18 protein-coding genes and 3 pseudogenes are annotated in these 20521 nt (G+C 70.5%); 12 read left to right on the forward strand and 9 right to left on the reverse strand.

The features are described 5' to 3' along the window. The coding region (locus SSOG_RS37605; protein WP_039939636.1) for a fibronectin type III-like domain-contianing protein at positions 1 to 228 on the forward strand (228 nt) is incomplete at its 5' end. Between the two features lie 278 nt (positions 229 to 506). Here SSOG_RS37605 and SSOG_RS37610 read toward each other — a convergent pair. Beyond that, positions 507 to 1421 carry a helix-turn-helix domain-containing protein gene (locus SSOG_RS37610; RefSeq protein ID WP_009719536.1) on the reverse strand — a complete coding sequence of 305 codons (915 nt, stop codon included), beginning with the start codon at positions 1419 to 1421 and terminating at the stop codon, positions 507 to 509. 272 nt (positions 1422 to 1693) lie between these two features. On the opposite strand from SSOG_RS37610, the gene SSOG_RS37615 reads away from it, so the two are divergent. From SSOG_RS37615 to SSOG_RS37630, 4 genes are all read left to right on the forward strand, one after another. Next, positions 1694 to 2455 carry a nuclear transport factor 2 family protein gene (locus tag SSOG_RS37615; RefSeq protein ID WP_009719537.1) on the forward strand — a complete coding sequence of 254 codons (762 nt, stop codon included), beginning with the start codon at positions 1694 to 1696 and terminating at the stop codon, positions 2453 to 2455. A gap of 10 nt (positions 2456 to 2465) precedes the next feature. Next, on the forward strand, positions 2466 to 3401 hold the full coding sequence (locus SSOG_RS37620) for a protein-ADP-ribose hydrolase (protein ID WP_009719538.1): 936 nt from the start codon (positions 2466 to 2468) through the stop codon (positions 3399 to 3401). Between the two features lie 513 nt (positions 3402 to 3914). After that, on the forward strand, positions 3915 to 4289 hold the full coding sequence (locus tag SSOG_RS56765; RefSeq protein ID WP_245606463.1) for a hypothetical protein: 375 nt from the start codon (positions 3915 to 3917) through the stop codon (positions 4287 to 4289). Next, complete coding sequence (locus tag SSOG_RS37630) at positions 4286 to 4666, forward strand: nuclear transport factor 2 family protein (protein WP_009719540.1); 381 nt, start codon at positions 4286 to 4288, stop codon at positions 4664 to 4666. Before SSOG_RS56765 ends, SSOG_RS37630 begins: the two co-directional genes overlap by 4 nt. 290 nt (positions 4667 to 4956) lie before the next feature. Here SSOG_RS37630 and SSOG_RS58880 read toward each other — a convergent pair. Next, positions 4957 to 5157 (reverse strand): annotated as a pseudogene (locus SSOG_RS58880) (transcriptional regulator); the annotation flags it as partial. 251 nt (positions 5158 to 5408) lie between these two features. On the opposite strand from SSOG_RS58880, the gene SSOG_RS37635 reads away from it, so the two are divergent. The 6 genes and pseudogenes from SSOG_RS37635 (at position 5409) to SSOG_RS37660 (ending at position 12862) form a co-directional block, all read left to right on the forward strand. Then, entirely contained in the window at positions 5409 to 6224 is an 816-nt protein-coding gene (locus SSOG_RS37635) for an MFS transporter (RefSeq protein ID WP_009719542.1), read from the forward strand. A gap of 119 nt (positions 6225 to 6343) precedes the next feature. Beyond that, positions 6344 to 6985, forward strand: coding sequence for a (2Fe-2S)-binding protein (locus SSOG_RS37640; RefSeq protein ID WP_039939638.1), 642 nt, complete (start codon positions 6344 to 6346; stop codon positions 6983 to 6985). Between the two features lie 13 nt (positions 6986 to 6998). Continuing rightward, positions 6999 to 7979, forward strand: coding sequence for an FAD binding domain-containing protein (locus SSOG_RS37645; RefSeq protein ID WP_009719544.1), 981 nt, complete (start codon positions 6999 to 7001; stop codon positions 7977 to 7979). Next, on the forward strand, positions 7976 to 10171 hold the full coding sequence (locus tag SSOG_RS37650) for a xanthine dehydrogenase family protein molybdopterin-binding subunit (RefSeq protein WP_009719545.1): 2196 nt from the start codon (positions 7976 to 7978) through the stop codon (positions 10169 to 10171). The genes SSOG_RS37645 and SSOG_RS37650 overlap by 4 nt, the downstream gene beginning before the upstream one ends. A 6-nt stretch (positions 10172 to 10177) precedes the next feature. After that, positions 10178 to 10848, forward strand: a pseudogene (locus SSOG_RS49615) (XdhC family protein); the annotation flags it as partial. A gap of 367 nt (positions 10849 to 11215) precedes the next feature. Beyond that, positions 11216 to 12862 carry an FAD-binding oxidoreductase gene (locus tag SSOG_RS37660; RefSeq protein WP_009719548.1) on the forward strand — a complete coding sequence of 549 codons (1647 nt, stop codon included), beginning with the start codon at positions 11216 to 11218 and terminating at the stop codon, positions 12860 to 12862. Positions 12863 to 13151: 289 nt separating this feature from the next. On the opposite strand, the pseudogene SSOG_RS49620 reads toward SSOG_RS37660, so the two are convergent. The 6 genes and pseudogenes from SSOG_RS49620 to SSOG_RS37685 all read right to left on the reverse strand — a co-directional run. Then, positions 13152 to 13403: pseudogene (locus SSOG_RS49620) on the reverse strand (Atu4866 domain-containing protein); the annotation flags it as partial. Between the two features lie 21 nt (positions 13404 to 13424). Continuing rightward, positions 13425 to 14021: a GTP-binding protein gene (locus SSOG_RS37665; RefSeq protein WP_009719550.1), complete on the reverse strand. Its 597-nt coding sequence runs from the start codon at positions 14019 to 14021 to the stop codon at positions 13425 to 13427. Next, entirely contained in the window at positions 14002 to 14379 is a 378-nt protein-coding gene (locus SSOG_RS37670) for a DUF742 domain-containing protein (protein WP_009719551.1), read from the reverse strand. Before SSOG_RS37670 ends, SSOG_RS37665 begins: the two co-directional genes overlap by 20 nt. Beyond that, positions 14372 to 14800, reverse strand: a complete 429-nt coding sequence (locus SSOG_RS37675) for a roadblock/LC7 domain-containing protein (protein ID WP_009719552.1) — start codon at positions 14798 to 14800, stop codon at positions 14372 to 14374. Before SSOG_RS37675 ends, SSOG_RS37670 begins: the two co-directional genes overlap by 8 nt. Further along, entirely contained in the window at positions 14797 to 17253 is a 2457-nt protein-coding gene (locus tag SSOG_RS37680; RefSeq protein ID WP_009719553.1) for a sensor histidine kinase, read from the reverse strand. The genes SSOG_RS37675 and SSOG_RS37680 overlap by 4 nt, the downstream gene beginning before the upstream one ends. Before the next feature lie 84 nt (positions 17254 to 17337). Next, entirely contained in the window at positions 17338 to 18126 is a 789-nt protein-coding gene (locus tag SSOG_RS37685) for an MHYT domain-containing protein (protein ID WP_009719554.1), read from the reverse strand. 346 nt (positions 18127 to 18472) lie between these two features. Here SSOG_RS37685 and SSOG_RS37690 point away from each other — a divergent pair, with 346 nt between their 5' ends. Beyond that, positions 18473 to 19183, forward strand: coding sequence for a phosphatase PAP2 family protein (locus tag SSOG_RS37690; protein ID WP_009719555.1), 711 nt, complete (start codon positions 18473 to 18475; stop codon positions 19181 to 19183). A 7-nt stretch (positions 19184 to 19190) separates the two neighbouring features. On the opposite strand, the gene SSOG_RS37695 is transcribed toward SSOG_RS37690, so the two are convergent. After that, positions 19191 to 20516 (reverse strand): glutamate-1-semialdehyde 2,1-aminomutase, encoded by a 1326-nt coding sequence (locus SSOG_RS37695; RefSeq protein ID WP_009719556.1) that lies wholly within the window; start codon positions 20514 to 20516, stop codon positions 19191 to 19193. Positions 20517 to 20521: the final 5 nt, after the last annotated feature.

A 20521-nucleotide genomic window follows, 5' to 3' on the forward strand; every position in this document is an offset into this window, starting at 1 on the left:
GCCTCCCGCGCGCACACGGCGGTCGACCGCCCGGCGCGGTGGCTGGTCGGCCACACGGTGGTCCGCCTCGCCCCGGGCGCCACGGAAACCGTGAACGTCACTGTCCCGGCCCGCGCCTTCGCCCACTGGGACGAGGGCGCGTGGGCTTATGAACCGGGGGAGTTCACCCTCCACGTGGGCTCCAGCGTCGACGACCTGCCCGCCTCCGTTCCAGTACACCTGCGCTGAGCCCGGCCACAGCGAAGCCCGCGGCGGGCCGGGTGCCATGCCGCCTCGGGTCACCGTCACCGTCACCGGCCCCCGGCTGAGGCCCGAGGGTCACCTCGTGTGCGACGGTCACCCTGACCGCGGGTGCCCCCTGTCTGACCGCGTTGCCGCACTGGAACCCCCGTCGGACAGCGACACGGGTCCACGATCGGCTGGACAATCGCCCACCCGGACGGGCACGCGCGCGAGACCGATCACGTGGCCTGCCGGCCTCCACGGCCGGCGAGTCGCGACACCCCCTAGGACTGCTGGCGGCGTACGGCTGCCCAGTCCCCGCGGACCGTGTCGCGGAAGGTGATCGGGGTGTGGCCGGTGCGGTGGTGGAAGTACTTGCTGAAGTGGGTCGCGCTGGAGAAGCCGAGGCGGTCGGCGATGCGCGCGGCGGCCTGGTCGCTGTGGGCCAGGAGGCGCTTGGCCTCCAGGACGACGCGGCGGTCGATGAACTCCTTGGCGCCGAGGCCGGCGGCGGCGAGCGTGGCGCGGGAGAGGGTACGGACCGAGTAGCCGAGCGTTTCGGCGTAGTCCTCCACCCGGCGGGTGCGCGCGAAGTCCCGTTCCACGGCATCGCGGAAGCGCAGGTAGGTGGCGTCGGGTTCGGAGGCGGGGCTGCCGGCGGGTGCGGTGAGGTGGGCCAGCCGCAGGACGAGGACCGCGAGCAGGTGGCGGAGGGCCGCGGTGTGGATCTCAAGGGGCAGGTGTCCGAGGGCGTGGAACTCGGTGGTGAGGTGGTCGGCGGCCAGCCGCAGGGCCGCTTCGTCGTCGGGGAGGGGACGGCGCAGGATCGGGGCGTGCGGGTCTTCTGTGTGAGCGCCGTGTGTGGTGGCCGGGTCGAGGAAGTGCTGGCCGAAGAGGATCAGGGTGCCGTCGGCGTTGGTGAGGTCGCCCCACTGCTGGACCTGCCCGGGGCGTACCCAGAGCCAGGAGCCGGGGTCGAGGACGTAGGCCGTGAAGTCGACCGTGTGCCACAGGGTCCCGCCGGTGAGGGTGATCAGGTGGTGGAAGCCCGGGCGCTGGGGGACCACGAGCCGCTCTGCGGGGACCCGGTGGCGCAGGTCTGTGAGGGACAGCACTTCTACGCCGGCGGGGGTGCCGACGGGCGCGGCGAAGGAGATCTCCGGGATGCCGCGATCGGCATCGTGTCGCTTTTTGACCATGGTGAGTCGCCAGCGTATCCGATGCGACCTGTTCATCGCCCATAGCGTGAAGGTGTCAGCTCGTCCGGAGCCGAGCCGATGTCGGAAAGCAGTAAGAGAGAAGGAGTGTGGCGCCTTCGGCGGAGCGTCTCGCCGAGGACAACGCGCACGGGCCCGTTCAGCGGCCGGCCGGATGACACGCCCACGCCTGCTTCCGCGCGCTGAGCCGCCTGCGCCCGACCACAACCGTCCAAGCCTCCACCATGACCTGACCTTGCAAGGAGAGAACCGTCATGAGCAACGCCAAGAACACCGTCCTGACCGCAGCCGGCGAGCTGTTCGGAAAGAAGGACCCGAGCGCGGTGGACCGCTGGGCCGCCGCCGACTACCGCCAGCACAGCGCCCTGGCCGCCGACGGCCCCGAGGCTCTGCGCCAGCTGGTCGCCGGCCTGCCGGAGGGCTTCCGGTACGAGGGCGCCCGTGTGATCGCCGACGGCGACCTGGTCGTCCTGCACGGCACGTACCACGGCTTCGGCCCCGTCCCGCTGGTCGCCTTCGACATCTTCCGCGTCGACGCCGACGGCAAGCTCGCCGAGCACTGGGACGCCCTGACCCCCCTGGTCGAGGACACCGCCTCCGGCCGCTCCCAGACCGACGGCCCCACCGAGCCGGGCGACCAGGACAAGACCGAGGCCAACCGCGCCCTGGTGGGGGAGTTCGCCGAGAAGGTCCTCAAGGGCGGCGACTACTCGGTACTGACCGACTACATCTCGACCGAGACCTACCACCAGCACAACCCGGAAGCGGCCGACGGCCTCGACGGCTTCGGCGCCGCCGCCGCGAAGTGGGCCGAGCAAGGCAAGAACCTCGTCTACAAGACCGTCCACAAGGTCATCGCCGACGGTGACTTCGTCCTGCTCCAGTCCGAGGGCGAGTTCGGCGTCCCCGCCGCGTACTACGACCTCTTCCGCGTCCAGGACGGCAAGATCGTCGAGCACTGGGACGTCGTCGTGTCCGTGCCCGCCGAACTCCCGCACTCCAACGGCCTGTTCTGACAGGACAACCGTGTACACGACCGCACTGCCGATCGCCGCCTACCGTGCCGCCGTCGCCCTGGACGAGCCGTTCCGGCCCGCCATCGGCCATGATCTGGATCAGCGGTCCGCCGGCCTGGTCCGCGAGGCGCTTGGCCTGCTGGGCGATGACCCGGTGGGAGTGAGGGCCGGGCTGCGCCCCGGCGCGGCGGACCGGCTCGACGATGCCGCCGCCCGGCGACTCCTGCGCGCTGTGCTGACCGTCCGGGAGGCAGGCCCTCTGCCCAGCGGGGCCGCCCGTGTGCTGGACGCGCTCCTGTCCGGCGAACGCCTGGGGCGCGGCACCACCGACGCCGCCTCGCTGCCCACCATCCGCACCACACTTCCCCACACCACGTACCGGGCCGCCGACCGTACGGTGCTCTGGCAGGGCGACATCACCACCCTTGGCGCCGATGCCGTCGTGAACGCCGCCAACAGCGCCCTGCTCGGCTGCTTCGCCCCGATGCACCCGTGTATCGACAACGCCATCCACACCGCGGCCGGCCCCCGCCTGCGCGCCGACTGCCACACGATCATGACCCGGCAGGGCCACCCGGAACCGACCGGCACCGCCAAGATCACCCGCGGTTACCACCTGCCCGCCCGCTACGTCCTGCACACCGTCGGCCCCATCGTCGACGGCCCTCTGCGCCCGGTGCACGATCGGGCGCTGGCGGCCTCGTACCGTGCGTGTCTCGACCTCGCCGCCGAGGTCGACGGCCTGCGCACCGTCGCGTTCTGCGGCATCAGCACCGGCGTCTTCGGCTACCCCCGGAAGCCCGCCGCCCGCGCCGCCCTGGACACCGTGGCCGACTGGCTCGGGACCCACCCCGGACGCCTCGACCGCGTGATCTTCAACGTGTACGCGGACGACGACCACGCCGCCTACACCCACGCACTGACCGAAGGGACCCCGTCCCGATGAACCAGCCCATCTTCGACCTGGCAGACGCCGTCGGCACGATACGCACCTGGCTCACGGAGGCCGACCGCGTCCTGATCACCGCCGGAGCCGGCCTGAGCGCCGCCGCCGGGTACGACTACGGTGACGAGGACCGCTTTGAGCAGCTCTTCCCCGCCCTGCACCGCCGCGGCCTGCGCTCGCGCTACATGGTCGGCGTGCCCCTGCCACCGGCCCTGTTGTGGGGCTACTGGGCCGTCCATATCGACGACGTTCGCTTCTCCACCGCCCCCAACCCCCTTTACCAGCGGCTGCGCGCACTGGTCGACGGCAAGGACCACTGGGTGATGACGTCCAACGTGGACGGTCTCTTCGCCCGGGGTGGCTTCGCCCCCGACCGGATCTTCACCCCGCAGGGCGACTACGGCCGTTACCAGTGCAGCACCCCCTGCACTCCCGCCACGTGGGACAGCCGCCCTCTCGTCGGACAGCTCCTCGCCGCCTACGACCCGGCCACCGGCGCCGTCACCGACCCCGATGCCCCGCCCCGATGCCCGAACTGCGGAGGCGAGGCCGAGATCAACGTCCGCGTCGGCCCCCAGTTCGTCGACACCCCGTACCCTCCCCGCGGGGCACCGCCTCCAGGAGTGGCTGGGCACGGCGCCCGCCGACACCCGCCTGCTGATCCTGGAGTTCGGCGCCGGATTCAACACCCCCGGCGTGATCCGACGGCCTGGCGAACACCTCGCCCGCCACTTCCCCGCCGCACGCCTCGTCCGCGTCAACCCCGACCGTCCCGAAACCCCCGCCGACCTCGCCGACCGGGCCCTGCCGGTCCCCGTCGGCGCGGACCACCTGCTGGACGTACTCACCGCGCCGCACCCGGCGCCCGACCCTACGGTGACACCATGAGCGCCCCGGAAAAGAACAAGGCCGCGGCCGAAGCGTTCTACCACCTGATGTTCAACCAGTGCCGCCCGGCCGAGGCCATCGACCAGTTCGTCGGTGACACCTACATCCAACACAACCCGCACGTCGCCGATGGCAAGCAGGCGTTCATCGACTACTTCGAACGCATGGCCGCCGAGTATCCCGGCAAGCGCGTTGAATTCAAGCGCGCCTTTGCCGAAGGCGACCACGTCATCCTGCACTGCCACCAGATCTGGCCCGACGAGGAGTACGCGGGCATCGACATCTTCCGCTTCGATGCCGACGGCAAGATCGTCGAACATTGGGATGTCCTCCAGATCATCCCGCCCACCTCCAAGAACGACAACACCATGTTCTGAGACCGGCTCCCCGGCGAACTCACGCAGCAGCGCGACGGTGACGGCGGCGCCGGCGTCCCAGTCGACGAAGAAGTCCTGTGAGCCGGCGCCAGGCGGCCGTTGCGTACGAAGGCGGCGGACATCGTGATGGAGTCGAGCAGCCACTGGATGCGGGGCGGGGCCTCGACGTCCCTGCGGCGCGACGGCGTGCTGCGGGTGGGCCGGGCGGCGCGGGCCAGGTCGAACAGGTAGGTGCGTTCGTCCTCGTCCAGCTGCACAGCTTGGGCGACGGCGGCGAGGACGTCTTTGGACACGCCGCTGATGTGGCCCTTCTCCAGCCGGGTGTACCACTCGGTGCTCACGCCGGCGAGCACGGCGACCTCCTCACGACGCAGGCCCGGGACCCGGCGCCGCCCGCTGGTGGGCAGCCCGGCCTCCTCGGGGGTGATCTTGGCGCGGCGGCTGGCGAGAAAGTCCCGGATCTCCGCGCGGTAATCGTGTCGGTCGTTCATGCGTTCCACGGTAGCCAGAGAGGGGCGCGGAGGGAGGTTGAGCTTGTCCCCCCTATAAACGCGACCTTCTCCACGTGCGCAGTCGCCGGTCTCCTGGAACACCTACCTCGATCACGACCGCACGGAGATGAACCTTGAGTACGCGAGGAGGAACCCTCCACGCCTCCGATGGCGTACGGGCCGACCAGCCCCGGCAGGTCCGCCACCCGGCTGCCGCTCGTCGTCTACACCTGGCACTGGGTACGTTCCTGATGGGCACGACCGAGTTCGTGGTGGCGGGCCTGCTGCCTCAGATCGCGGGCGACCTACAGGTCAGCGTCGCCCGGACCGGCCTGATGATCACCGTCTTCGCCATCGGCATGATCGTCGGAGCACCGCTGATGGCGATGCTGACTCTGCGGTTGCCCAAGCGGCTGACGCTGATGCTCGCCCTGGGCGTCTTCGCCGCCGGGCACGTCATCGTCGCCCTCGGCTCGAACTTCACCCTGCTCTTGGCGGCACGGTTCCTGACCGCGATCGCCACCGGAGCGTTCTGGGCGGTGGCCAATGTGGCCGCCGCACGCGCCGCAGGCCCTACCGCCAGTTCCCGCGCCCTGGGACTGGTCGGCGCCGGAGCCATGCTCGCCAGCGTCGTCGGCGTGCCGCTGGGCGCGTTCGCGGGGCAGCTCATGGGCTGGCGCGGCCCCTTCTGGGCCCTCGCGGCCCTGGCCGCGGCAGCCATCGCGCTCATCGCACGCACTGTTCCCCACGACGGCGGCGACCAGCAGGCAGTGTCGATCCGCTCGGAGCTGACCGCTCTGGCCTCCGGCCGCCTGTGGCTGGTGCTGGCCGCCTGCACCACCACGACCGGCGGCGTCCTGGCCACCTACTCCTACATTGCGCCGCTGCTGACCGGCCGGTCGGGGATCGCATCTGGCCTCGGGGTGCCGCTGGTCCTGGCCGGCTTCGGCCTCGGCGCCCTGGCCGGCTCGCTCGTCTTCGACGTCACCACCGACCTCGACGGCGTCCCGGCGGGCTACCAGAACATGGCCGACCGCAAGAGCCTCAAGGTCCTGGTCGCCAGCTGACCCCTGGCACGACGAAGAGAGGGTGCGGCTCCATCCGCATCACCCTCTGCAAACGACGACCCCTCCATCTGCCCTGCCGTGGTTGCGGCTGATCCGTCTACTGACGCGAAGGCATACGTATGTCGACTGAATCTGTGTCTGCTGTTCCACCCCCCGCCGAACCGGGCGAGCCCTCCTCGGCGCCCACGCGGCGGACCTTCATCGCCACCACCACCGCGGTCGGTGGTGCCGCGGTCGCGGGTGGCGTGATCGGAGGGTCCTTCCTCGTCGGCTCGGAGGAAGCGGCAGCCGCGCCGCCTGCCAGCCGTGTATCCCTGACGGTGAACGGCACCCGTCGGACGGTGACGGTGGACAACCGCACCTCGCTGCTGGACCTGCTGCGAGAGCACTTCGGCCTCACCGGCTCCAAAAAGGGCTGCGACGCCGGGGCGTGCGGCGCGTGCACGGTGCTGGTCGACGGGCAGCGGCACAACGCCTGCCTGACCCTCGCGGTGCGCCTGGAGGGTGCCGAGGTCATCACGATCGAGGGCCTGGCCGACGGCGACGAACTGCACCCGCTGCAACAGGCGTTCATCGATGAGGATGCCTTCCAGTGTGGCTACTGCACCCCCGGACAGATCATGTCCGGCGTCGGCTGCATCAAGGAGGGCCACACCGGCTCCCCGGAGGAGATCCGGGAGTGGATGAGCGGCAACATCTGCCGCTGCGGCTGTTACGTGAAGATCGTGCGCGCGGTCGAACAGACCGCCGACCGGAAGTAGAGGTGCGGCGATCATGTTTCCCTTCTCCTACACCCGCGTTTCCGATACAGATGAGGCCCTCGACGCCGGTCGCCGCGGTGGCCGTTACATCGCCGGGGGCACCACCCTGGTCGACCTGATGCGCGAGACCGTGGAGCGCCCCGAGAGCCTGGTCGACATCAGCGGCCTGCCACTGCGCGAGGTCAGGGCCACCGAGGGTGGTGGACTGCGTATCGGCGCTCTGGTGCGGATGGCCGAGGCCGCCGCCCACCCCAAGGTGCGCACCCTGTATCCCGTGATCTCCGAGTCGCTGGAGCTGAGCGCGTCGGCGCAGCTGCGCAACATGGCGACCATCGGCGGCAACATCATGCAGCGCACGCGGTGCACCTACTTCCGTGACGTGACCGCCGACTGCAACAAGCGCGAGCCGGGCTCGGGCTGTGCCGCGCTGGAGGGCCACAACCGCACCCACGCGATCCTCGGCACGTCCGACGCCTGCGTGGCCACACACCCCTCCGACGTCGCGGTGGCGTTCGCCGCCCTGGAGGCGACCGTGCACCTGCTGGGCCCGGACGGAGAGCGCCGAGTCCCTTTCGCCGACTTCCTGCTACGGCCCGGCAATACCCCCCACCGCGAACAAGCCCTCCGTAAGGGTGAGTTGGTCACCGCGGTGGAGGTCCCGGCTCTTCCGCGTCCGCTGAAGTCGGGCTACCTGAAGGTGCGTGACCGGCAGTCCTACGAGTTCGCCCTGACCTCGGCGGCCGTAGCGCTGCACATACGCGGCGGGGTGATCCGCGAGGCGAAGGTCGCCTCCGGCGGGGTGGGCACCGTGCCCTGGAAGCTGCCCGCCGTGGAGCGGCACCTGGTCGGCGAACGCCCCTCGGCAGCCCTGTGGACAGCCGCCGCGGAGAAGGCGGCGGACGGGGCACGCCCCCTGAAGCACAACCGGTTCAAGACCGAGTTGCTCAAGCGGACCGTCGAGCGTCAGCTGCGCGTCGTGGGAGGTACGAAGTGAGTCCCCAGCCCCAGGCCGCCGTCGGCGCGCCGCTGTCCCGGGTGGACGGGCGGCTGAAGGTCACCGGCCAGGCCCCGTACGCCGCCGAGCACGACGTCGAGGGCGTCGTGCACGCGGTCATCGTCGACAGCGGTGTCGGCCGTGGCCGCATCACCTCGATCGACACGCGTGACGCCGAAGCCCAACGGGACGTGCTGCGGGTGATCAGTCACCGCAACGCGCCGAAGTTGCCGTACCGCGACAACCCCGGGTCCAACAACCCGCCCGGGCGCAGGCTGCGGGTCTTCCAGGACGACCGGGTGCTCTTCCACGGTCAGCCGGTCGCCGTCGTGGTGGCCACCACCTTGGAGGCCGCTCAGCACGGCGCGAGCCTGGTCAAGGTCGCATACGACACCGAGCGGCCCTCGACCGACCTGCACGAGGCCGAGCGGGACAAGCCGACGACCTACGCGCGCGGTGACGCGGACGCCGGCTTGCGTTCCTCCGCCGTGCGGCTGGACCTGACCTACCAACTGGCGCGCAATCATCAGAACCCGATGGAGCCGCATGCCACCATCGCCCGCTGGGACGGCGACAAGCTGACCGTGTGGGACAAGACGCAGTGGGTGGTGGGCACGCGGGACGAACTCGTCACGGTCTTCGACCTGCCCGAGGAGTCGGTGCGGATCATCTCACCGTTCGTCGGCGGCGCCTTCGGCAGCGGGCTGCGCTGCTGGCCGCACACGGTGGTCGCCGCGCTGGCCGCGCGGGAGACGGGCCGCCCGGTCAAGCTGGTGCTGAGTCGCAAGCAGCAGTACTTCGGCACCGGCTTCCGGCCCTCGTACGAGTACCGGCTGCGGCTGGGCAGCGACCGCCGCGGCCGGCTGACGGCGATGGCCCACGAGATGGACGCCGAAACCTCGTCCTATGAGACGTTCACCGAGACCGTGATGCCCGCAGGGCAGATGCTGTACAGCATGCCGAACGTGAGCCAGGAGTACCGTACGGTGCCCCTGGACGTGAACACCCCGTTGTGGATGCGCGGCCCGGGCTTCGCCACGGCGTCCTTCGTGATCGAGTCGGCCATGGACGAACTCGCCCACAAGCTCGGCATCGATCCCCTGGAGCTGCGCCGGCGCAACGAACCGAACGAGGACGAGTCCAACGGGCGGCCGTTCTCGACCCGCCGACTCCGTGAGTGCTACACCGTCGGTGCCCGCGAGTTCGGCTGGCACCGGCGCTCGTCCCGGCCGCGCTCGCGACGCGAGGGGGACTGGCTGATCGGCCTGGGTGTCGCGGTCGGCGTGTACGAGACACAGCGCAACCAAGCCCAAGCCCGGGTCCGCCTCGACGCCGACGGCACCGCCCTGGTCGAGACCGCGGCCAGCGACATGGGGCCGGGCACCTACACCTCCCAGACCCAGGTCGCCGCCGACGCCCTCGGGCTGACCATGCGCACGGTCACCTTGCGGCTCGGCGACTCCCTGTACCCGCCGACCCCGCCGCACGGCGGCTCGCAGACCATGGCGAGCGTCGGCTCCGCCGTCCTCGACGGCTGCGACAAGGTGCGCCGCCAGGCGATCGAACTCGCCGTCGAGGACCGCGAGTCACCGCTGTACGGAGCGGACGCCGACGACGTGGTGGTCCGCGGCGGCCGACTGCACGTGAAGGGCAACCCAGGGCGTGGTGAGACGTACCGGAGCCTGCTGACCCGCAACGACCGCACCCACGTCGAAGCGGGCGGCTCCTACGCGGGAGCGTCGAAACCGGAGAGGCACTCCTTCTACGCCTACAACGCCACGTTCGCGGAGGTCGCCGTCGACGCGAAACTCGGCCTGGTGAGGGTGCGGCGCATGCTCGGAGTGTACGACGCGGGCCGCATCATCAGCCCCAAGCTCGCCGAGAGCCAGGCGATCGGCGGCATCGTGGGCGGCATCGGCACGGCCCTGCTGGAACACACCGTCACCGACCACCGCGACGGCCGGATCGTGAACGCCAACCTCGCCGACTACCTCGTCCCCGTCAACGCCGACGTCCCCGACGTCAGGGCGATCTACCTGGACGGCGAGGACCGGAAAGCCGACCCGCTCGGCGTCAAGGGACTGGGCGAGGTCGTCCACGTCGGCGTGGCACCCGCCATCGCCAACGCGGTCTTCAACGCCACCGGCCGCCGCGTCCGCGAACTGCCCATCACCGCAGAGGCCTTGATGTGAGCCGCAGTGTCCCGGGCGACCAAGGAGCGGCCCAGCCGCCCGGGACACTCCACGCATGTCCGGCAGGCACGCCCCTTCGCACTTGCCACCATCGTCGATGTCCACGGCAGCGCACCCCTCCCGGCCGGTACGTCGGTAGCGGTGGACATGGACGGCAACGCGGTCGGCAGCATCTCCGGCGGCTGTGTCGAGGGCGCCACTCGGACGACGACGCCTTGGCCGTCGGGCTGACCTGCGGTGGTGAACTCGACGTCCTGGTCCAGTGCATCGACCCCATGGCGCAGCCCCACCTGACCGCCGCCTTCGAGGAGGTCCTCCGGGTCGACCCACAGCTGTGGCACAGGTCGTCGACGGCCCCGATGAATTCCTCGGCCGCACCCTGTGTGTCCTCGGTGCCGGGGAGGTGGACCGTGCGGTGACGGCACAGGCCGGTGCCCTCCTGCGGGCGGGACGTACCGCCCGCGTCGAGGTCGGCGGCGACGCGGACACCTGCCCCGAAAAGCTGTCCGTCCTCGTCCATGTCCACGCGTCCCGGCCCCGCATGCTGATCTTCGGCGCCGTCGACTTCGCCACCGCGGCCCGGTTCCCGGAGGCGGACGAGGTCGTGGTCGACTGGCCCCACCGGTACCTGGAACGAACCGAGGCCGACACTCGCATGCGTCCTCACCCACGACGCCAACCACGCCACCGGCCTGCCCCTGTCCCACGGCTCGGGGCCGATTCACGGCCCCGGGCCGTCGACGGTACCTGGGAGCGGGTGCTTACCGCGCTGATTCCGCCGGGGCGGCTTCCCCACCCGAGACGCGGCCGCCGCCGCGCTGCGCCGGATGCTGGAGGGTGCATGCGACCACGATGCGGGCGAACAGGCAGTGGCGTGGAGTTTCCGCGGCGCAGCACCAGGGCCGGCGTCCGATGGGGCGGCCGACACGTATCGTCGTACCGGGCTGGGGCATTCAGCGGTAAGTCGGCATCCTTTTGAGTTGCGGGCTTGTGGGACGAACTCGTTTCGCGGCTGTGCTGACCAGCAGAGTCGGTTGACTTGGCGTGGGAAGCGATCGCTTCTCCGACGCGTCTCTTGTGAGGGCAGCTACCTTGATCAACAGACGGAGCGTGCTGCGGGCAGGCACTGTGGGTGTCTGGGGAACGGAGATGGTGGGTTCGCAGTCGCTGCCCGCAGCTGCCGCGCCATCCACCGAAGAGACGGAGCGGGTCAGCCAACGGGACTGGGAGTTGCTGGCTGAGGCGCTGTCGTCGCGTTCCACTCTCTACCGGCCGGGAGATTCCGGCTACCCGCCGCTGGCACTTCCGTTCAACCATCGGTACGCCGGGGTCCGCCCTGCTGGAATCGTGGCGTGCGCCACCACCCGGGATGTCCGGGCGGCGGTCCGCTGGGCCCGCGCGGTGGGGCTGCCCGCCGTGCCTCGTTCCGGGCTGGGCCACAACTACGCCGGGTACTCCGCCACCACTGGTCTGCTGCTCAACATGGCCCGCATGAAAAGCATCGTCTCCACCCCGCGGCCGGGTGCCGTCTCCCGGACCCGGACCTACGGGCGGATGAGGGTCGTTCACGACGCGGGTACCGTCACCGTGGGAGCCGGGGTCACCAACGGCGACCTGCACCCGCTGCTGGAGGACCGCGGCATGTTCGTGCCGACCGGCCGCTGCCCTACGGTCGGGGTGGCCGGGCTGGTGCTCGGTGGCGGAATCGGCTTCAGTGACAAGATGTTCGGCCTGACCTGCGACCGGCTTGTGTCGACGACCGTGGTACTCGCCGACGGCAGCGTGGTGGAGGCCAGTCAGGACGCGCACCCCGACCTGTTCTGGGGTTGCCGCGGCGGGGCGGGAAACAACTTCGGTGTCAACACCTCCTTTACGTTCCAGTACGAGCGGTTCCAGGGCGACGTGGGCGTCTACCAGTTGCGCTGGAGTTTGGACTCGGTGGTGCAGGTGATCGCCACCGCGCAACAGATCGCCGTGAACACCCTGGACGACAAGCGGTTCCATCTCCGCGTCGGCATCGGGACCCACGGGCTCACCAGGGACCAGATTCGTGCCAACGCCAACGTCAATGCCATCGGTCAGTACTACGGCTCCCTCGAGGAGTTGCGCGACACCCTGGCCCCGCTGCTCGCCATCGGCACGGCTGAGGAGCGCGCTCGCAACAACGCGTCCGTCCGCGAGGTCGCTCCGGGTGTGGCGAGCGTGCTGCTCAGTGCCACCACTCCGGTGCAACAGTTCGCCGCCAAGTCGGCGGTTCTGACCTCCCGGACGCTCCTGACCGATGACCAGATCGGTGCCGCCGCCGATCAGCTGCTGGACTGGCCTGGCAGTGATAACGAGGACGGAGCCGGGTTCGCCATGTTCGCCCTCGGCGGCGAGATCAATCAAGTGCCGCCGGACGCCACGGCGTTCGTGCACCGAAACGCCGTGTTCATCCTCGCCGCCGAGACCTCCTGGGCGGATTATGATCCGCCCAGCGTCGCCGACGCGAACCTTCACTGGCTCCGTGAGTTCTACTGCGGCATTTTCGGTGACACACCGCCCCCGCACTCGTATCAGAATTTCCCGGATCCGACCCTGAAGGACTGGCGGCGGGCCTACTACGGTGCGAACTACGACCGGCTGGTCCGGGTGAATCGGAAGTACGATCCGACCAACTTCTTCAGCTACCCGCAGGGGGTCGGCACCTGACGTCCTCAAACCGACGCCAGGCGGCGGGCTGACCGACGAACGGCGAGGAGGTGCGACGACCGCGAGGTAGGTGTTCTCACCGAAGATGCCGTCGATCGTGACAGGGCGACCTCACTTGTCGAGCTTGCATTTGTCCGCCTCTTCGAACGTCCCTCCAGCGCCGCCTCGTGCTCCCGCAGCAGCCGCTCCAACACCGGCACCGCCGACGTCCGGCACAACGCCAAACGTCGAAGTGGCTCCTCGGCGTGGCCGACGAAGCCGAGGAGGTCGGCCTGGCGTGCCCATCGCCTTCGCGGTAGAGCACCAGGTGTTCGTGGTAGAGAACGCCGTCGCGGATGTCGCCGGTGGCGGTGAAGCCGGTGTCGTCGACGTAGTCGAGGTGGTTTCCGGTGACGGCGCTCCGGCGGTCGCCGCGGGCCTCGTCGTAGCGGCCGTTCGGCAGCAGTTCCTGGCGGATGTATCCGTCAGCGGTCACCCACATCCCGAGGTACGGATGCGGGTCGCGGAGGCGGCGGCAGGCCGAGCGGGTCGGGGCACCCACGGGGCCACCCACGGGCCCACGTCACACCGGTTCTGTGGTGGCGGGAGCGGTGGCGGCCTCGCCCGCCAGCTCGACCAGGGTGATCAGGACCTCCTTCCCGGACTCCCGGTCCCGCGCGTCGCACAGCACCACCGGAGTCTCCTCATCCAGGTCGAGTGCTGTCGCCACTTCACCCGCGCTGTAGTCGCGGACGCCGTTGAAGCAGTTGACGGCGACGACGAACGGCAGTCGGCGCCGCTCGAAGTAGTCGACGGCCGGGAAGGAGTCCCGCAGTCTCCGGGTGTCCGCGAGCACCACCGCGCCCAGAGCGCCGGTGGCGAGCTCGTCCCACAGGAACAAGAACCGGTCCTGGCCCGGAGTGCCGAAGAGATACAGCGCGAGGTCGTCGCCGAAGGTGATCCGGCCGAAGTCCAGTGCCACGGTGGTGGTGCGCTTGTCGGTGACCTCGTCCAGGCTGTCGTCCATCCGGCCCGCCTCGGTCAGGAGCTCCTCCGTGTTCAACGGCCGGATCTCGCTGACCGTGCCGACGAACGTGGTCTTGCCGACGCCGAAGCCCCCGGCCACCAGGATCTTGAGGGTGAGAAAGGGCGCTGGCGCGTCAGAGCGCTCGGAGTCCATCGATCACCTTCCTGAGGATGCGTGCGTCGGGGAGTCGGGCCGGCGGGACGGGCGGCGTGGCGCGGATCAGGCCCATCGCCAGCAGATCGCTGAGGAGCACTCGTACGACCGCCAGTGGCAGTCCGGAGTCGGACGCGATGTCGGCCACCGGGTGCGGCCGTGGTCTGCACAGGTGGAGGATCGCCGCCTGCTCGGGCGAGAGCACCGGGTCGTGACCGGCATCCGGCAGTGCGTGGATGACGGTCATCAGGTCGAGTCGCTGCTCGCTGCCGACGTGCGCCCGCCCGGTCGTCACGGCGTAGAGCCGTACCAAGGGCCCCGCCGCTTCGTCGTACCAGCGCTGATCGGAGTCAGTCATCGAGGCGTGAGGTCTCACCGGCCTCGCCGCGTGCCGGACTGCCGAGGTGCGCGCCGACCCGCTTGACGAGCCGGGCCATCTCGTACGCGACCAGGCCGACATCGGCGTCGGCATCGCTGAACACCGCCAGGCAGGAGCCCTCGCCGGCGGCGACGACGAACAGGAATCCGTCCTCCAGCTCGACCAGTGTCTGGACGACCCCGCCCGCCCTGAAGTGGCGTCCGGCGCCTTTGGCGAGGCTGTGGAAGCCGGAGGCGATCGCGGCGAACCGCTCTCCGTCGTCCCGGGACACGGCCTTCGACACGCCGACTGGCAGCCCGTCGCCGGAGAGTACGACCGCCTGTCTGATCTCCGGCACATGAGCCACGAGTTCCTCCAGGAGCCAGTCGAGTTCACTGGAGCGGTGGGCGGTGCGGGTCATCGGTTCTCTCCTTCGCCTTCTGTGCCGTGGTCGCTCTCCCCCTGGGGGCGCGGCGCCGTTCTGACGGCCTGGCCACGGGCCCAGCCCGTCCGGAAGGACGCCATGGTGGCGCGGGCCTCCTCGGGTGTTCTCCCGGATGGTTTCCGCGTCTGCTCGTACGGTTCGGTCTCGTCGGACGGCTCGGTCGCCGGACCGGACTGGCGTATGCGACGGGGCAGTTCGGGCCGGGCCGCGTGAGGCGGAGGTTCTTCGCCGGTGGCCGGCGACGGCCGCTCGGCGGGAGCAGAAAGCGACGTGGGGGGCAGGGGCTCCGTTACGTGTGCGTTCGTGGGGTGTACCGGCTCCCGCGGCGGCCCGGCCGGGACCGGGACGGAAGCAGCGGGCGCCGCACCCACGTGGCCCGGATACGGATCCGTATCCGCGGCCGCCGTCCTCGCCGAGGCGGTGGCACCCGGCCTGGCCGAGATCCGGCGGGGCAGACCGGCGGTCGTGCCGTCCGCGGCCGCTTCGCCCGCCTCCGTACCGTCACCTGTCTCATCGATCGGTTCGCCCGCCACTTGGCCGGGCAGCAGGACCACGGCGACGATGCCCCCGTACACCGACGATCGCAGGGCCACCCGCACGTCCAGGCGGTGCGCGAGCCGGTTCACCACGAACAGGCCGAGCTGGCCGCTGTCGAGCAGGTCGATGCGTTCGGTGTCGGTCATGCGCCGGTTGGCCTCGGCGAGCGCGGACTGCTCCATGCCGAGCCCGCGGTCCTCGATCTCCAGCGCGATGCCCGCGCCGACGCGCTCGGCGGACACGCGCACCCTGGTGGGCGGAGGCGAGAACGCCGTGGCGTTCTCGACGAGTTCGGCAAGCAGGTGCGTGAGGTCCGCTACCGCTGCGCCCGGCACCCGGACCGCTGGGATGTCCGTGACCAGCACCCGATCGTAGTCCTCGACCTCGGCCACCGCTGCCCGGACGATGTCCATGAGCGGTACGGGGCGCCGCCAGCGCCGCCCCGGCATGGCACCGGAGAGGATGATGAGGCTCTCCGAGTGGCGACGCATCCGGGTGGTGAGATGGTCGAGCCGGAACAGATCCTCCAGCTCGGCCGGGTTCTCGTTGCGGCGTTCCATCGTGTCGAGCAGGGCGAGCTGGCGGTGTACCAGTATCTGGTTGCGGCGCGCGAGGTTCACGTAGACGCCGGAGATGCCGTGCAAGACTTCGGCCCGATCGGCCGCTGCCTTGACCGCGGCCCGGTGGACGGCGACCAACGAGGCGCCGACCTGGCCCACTTCGTCGTCGGGCTGGGGGCGCACGGGCGCTACGGCATCGAGGTCGACGGGCTTCCCGGCGTGCAGTCTCGCGATGGCGCGAGGCAGTTCGCGGCCCGCCAGGGTGAGCGCGGAGTTGCGCAGGCCGGTGAGTTCGACGATCAGGCCACGGCCGATCCGGACCGAGATCACCAGCGAAAGCACCACCCCCACGAGGCCGAGGACCACGGCGACGCCCGAGCCGCCGAGGGCGTCGAACGAGAGGGGGTCCGCGCTGTCGGCGGCGCCCGTGCTCGCCTGCCGCTGCGCCTGTGCGAGCTGCTGGAGGACGTCTCCGGCGGGCGTGCTCCAGCCGGCGGACGCGGCGACCTGACCGGCTTGCCCATCTTGTGTGCGGTTACCTGCCTCGAAGATGGCGTCCTCGATGCCCCGCAGGTCCCGCATCGCGGTCCCGGTGAGGATCTTCCGGTACGGGGCCGCGTCGGCGGCCCGTAGATCGTCCACGGAAGCGGAGAGCAGGTACCGCTGGGTGTGGGCGGCGCCGACGAACTCCACGTACTGGCCCCCGGTGATATGGCCCGACACCTGTGCGGCGCCCATCAGCGCGTCCTCGCGGGCGATCATCTCCCGGGCATGCGCCAGTTCGAGGACGACGCGTGCCGCCGAGGCGGTGTCGGGGCCCGGCATGACGGCCAGGGATCCTTTCAGGGCGAAGGCCCGGGCGATCGTGCTGTTGTAGGCGTCGTAGGTGTCCTGCCACCCGGCATCGCGTCCGCGCAGCCGCTCGCGCAGGGCGCCGAGGCCGTCGACGCCGGTCATCAGCTGGTCCACGCGGTCCGCGGGGTTCGCACCCACGGCCTCGCTGTCCAGGCTGCTCGCCCGGATTCCGCTGCGGAGCGCGGCGGCCGCCGCGTCGGTGTTCCTCTCCTTGTCCACCGTGTCGTCGGCGCGTTCCCGGCTGGGTGCGGCGAGTTGTCGCAGCGCGGCGGAGCGTTCGGACTGCACGGCGGTGACGAGCGAGTCCAGTGGGTTCAGGAGGGAGGCGTTGGCTTCTTTGTACTGGCTCAGTTCCGAGACGCTACGCGCCGTCGTGACGGTGGCGAAGGCCCACAGCGACATCAGGGAGACGGCGGGGACCATCAGCAGGCAGACGATCTTCGCCCGGATCGAACGTGGCACCAGGAATGTGCTCATCAATTCCTCGAGCTGTCAGGGGTGAGGGTGTGCGGTGGGGAGGCGGGGGACGGCAGTGCGGCGGGGGCAAAGCGGTGGCTGGGCTCAGCCGGCCGGTGCCGCGGCGTCGTCGAGCGGTGCGACCGCGGTGGCGTCGGCGCTTTCGACTGCCTCGTGCTCCGTGGGCGACAGGGCCACGAAGGCCGACGCGAGGAAGAGGAACGAACCGAGGACCACCGCGAGAGGGAAGATGAACTGCGTGGCCGTGGCACCGTCCAGCACGCCCCCTTGTGGGGTGAGTTCGATCCGCACGGCGGCCATTCCGGTGTAGTGCATGCTGGACACGGCGAGCCCCATGACGAGGGAGGCGAGTGTCGCTCCCGCGGGGCCGCGCACCACAACGGCGGCCCACAGCGCGGCCGTTGCCGCGACGACGGCGATGACCAGCGAGAGGGCGACGATCGGCAGCTCGTAGCCGACGCTGCCGTGGAACCGGAGTGCCGCCATCCCGAGGTAGTGCATGGCACCGACGCCGAGGCCGGTACCCAGACCACCCACGAGGAGCGAGCGCCCGCGTGACCGCCCGTAGCCGACGGTGAAGACGCCTGCCCCGACGACCGCCACGGCCACCAGCAGGCTGAGGAGTGTGAGCGGGACGTCGTAGCGGATCGGGGTCCCCTCGACTCCGAAGCCGAGCATGGCGATGAAGTGCATCGTCCAGATGCCCGATCCGATCGCGACCGATGCCGTCACCAGCCAGTTGTGCCGGGAGCGGCCGTCCGACACCAGTGCCTTCATGGTGCAGTGCAGTCCGAGCGCGGCGCCGATGCAGGCCATCACATACGCGGTGACAGGTGAAAGCCATCCGGCGCTGAAGTGGTCAAGGTGTGCCAAGACGTCCCCTCCTTCTTCTCAACTTCAAGGCGATGTGGACGCTAGCATTCCGTTTCCTCACAGAAGCTTCACAGGAAAACGCATGTCTGGAGCTCGCGGCCGGTGCGGTCACTTCGAGCTGTCCTACTTGCGAGTTCCGTGGTCGCAATCTGCGTCAGCCGGACACTTCAGCTGTTTTGGCGACGAGACTCTCGCAGTGCGCCTATGGCATAGATCACGGTCCGGCGTGCGGGGAAGCGCTTGAAGTCCCGTTCGGACTTGACGGGCTGCGGGTTCTTCGCAAGCCTGACGGCGGCCAGGCGTTGTCGCTTCGTTCGAGGGTGGGTCGGAGACAGGGGGGCTCACGTTGGATCGCCTTGACCGCCACCACCAACGCGGTCAGCGTCTTGTTGCGGTGCTGCCCCCATCGCCGCGCGTGTGGCTGGGGCCGATCGCGGCCCTCGCCGCGCTGGTGGTCGTCCTGCTCGGGGTCCTGTACGCCGACGACGGCGAGCCCGGCACGGTGGACGCGTGGTTCGTCGAACCGACGGCGGACAGTGTTCAGCCACCGTGGCGGCGCGTGGCTCTGGCCGTGGATTTCCTGGGGGAGCCCGCCGGAGCCGCGGCGCTGGTCGTGGCCGCGGTGGCGGGCTGTCTGCTGCTGCGGCAGCTTCGCGCGGCGGTGCTCGTCGTTGTCGGCACCGGCATGACCGTGGGGACGGCGACGCTGCTCAAGCACCTGGTGGGACGCACCATCCACGGCGACGGCAACCTGTCCTACCCGAGCGGGCACACCGCCTTCGCCACCGCGCTCGCCCTCGTGGTGGCGCTGGTCGCGACCGGCCGGCTCGGCCTCGGCAGGACGGCCGGCACGTTGCTCGTGCTCGCCGCGGCGCTGGTCGCCGGTGCCGCCATGGGCTGGGCGCAGGTCGCCCTGGGCGCGCACTACCCGACCGATGTCCTCGGTGGCTGGTGTACCGCGCTGGCGGTGGTACCGGCGACCGCGTGGCTGGTCGACCGGACGGCTGACCGGCTGGCCGACCGGCCGGCCGACGCCGGTCGGCGGGAGCATTCCTGACGTTACGTCACACCAAGCGGCGGAATACGGGCTTCACCGGTCGTCCGGCCAGCCAGGGGGTGGGGTCACCCGCGTCCAGTGCCTTCCGGTACACCGCACACGCCTGGGCCACCACGTCGACGGTGTGGTCGATGTCGGCGTCGCTGAGCGCGCTGCTCACCACGAACGACGGGGCCAGCACCCCGCCCGTGAGGAGCCGGCGCAGGAACAGGGTGCGGTACTGCTGCGACGGCTGCCCGTTCTCGTCGAGGGTGGCGAAGACCAGGTTGCTGGCCCGGCCCCGGACGACGATGTGGTCGCCGACGCCCATGCCGGCCGCGGCGTCGCGGACACCGGCGGCCAACCGCTCGCCGAGGGCGTGCAGCCGTGCGGTGATGCCCTCTTCGACGTAGGTGGCGAGCACGGCCATCGCGGCTGCCAGGGAGTGCGTTTCCGCACCGTGCGTGGTGGACAGCAGGAACACCCGGTCGCCTGAGTGACGCAAGCCTCCCAGCTCCATCAGATCGCGGCGCCCGGCCAGCGCGGAGACGGCGAATCCGTTGCCCAGCGCCTTGCCGAACGTGGAGAGGTCGGGGACGACGCCGTACAGGCCCTGGGCGCCCGCCTCGGACCAGCGGAAGCCGGTGATCATCTCATCGAAGATCAGGACGCAGCCGTGCCGGTCGGCCAGCTCGCGCAGGCCGGCGAGGTACCCGGGCGGAGGCTCGGTGTGGCCGGCGGGTTCGAGGATCAGGCAGGCGACCTCGTCCTGGTACCGGGTGAGCAGCTCCTCCGTGGCGGCCAGGTCCCCGTAGGGGAACGTCACGGTGAGCTCGTTGGTCGCCTCCGGGATACCGGCGGACATCGGTGTGGTGCCGATGAACCAGTCGTCGACGGAGAAGAACGGATGGTCGGCGCAGATGGCCACCCGCGGGCGCCCGGTGGCGGCGCGGGCGAGGCGCACCGCGGCGGTGGTGGCGTCGGAGCCGTTCTTCGCGAACTTCACCATCTCGGCGGTCGGCACCGTGGCCAGGAAGCGTTCGGCGGCCTCGACCTCCACGATGGACGGCCGGACGAAGTTGCTGCCGCGGTCGAGTTCCCGCCGCACCGCCTCGATCACGCGTGGGTGGGCGTGGCCGAGGCTGACCGACCGCAGGCCGGAGCCGTACTCGACGTAGCGGTTGCCGTCGATGTCCCATACGTGGGCACCGCGGCCGTGGTCGATGACCGGCGCCAGGTTCTCGGGGTACTGGTCGTCGCCCTTGGCGTAGGTGTGCGCGCCCCCGGGGACCAGGGCGTGCAGCCGCTCGTTCGCCGTCCGCGACCGGGGCAGTGAAAACTCTTCGGTGTCCACGCTGA

The organism is Streptomyces himastatinicus ATCC 53653 (assembly GCF_000158915.1).
Classification (GTDB): Bacteria; Actinomycetota; Actinomycetes; order Streptomycetales; family Streptomycetaceae; genus Streptomyces; species Streptomyces himastatinicus.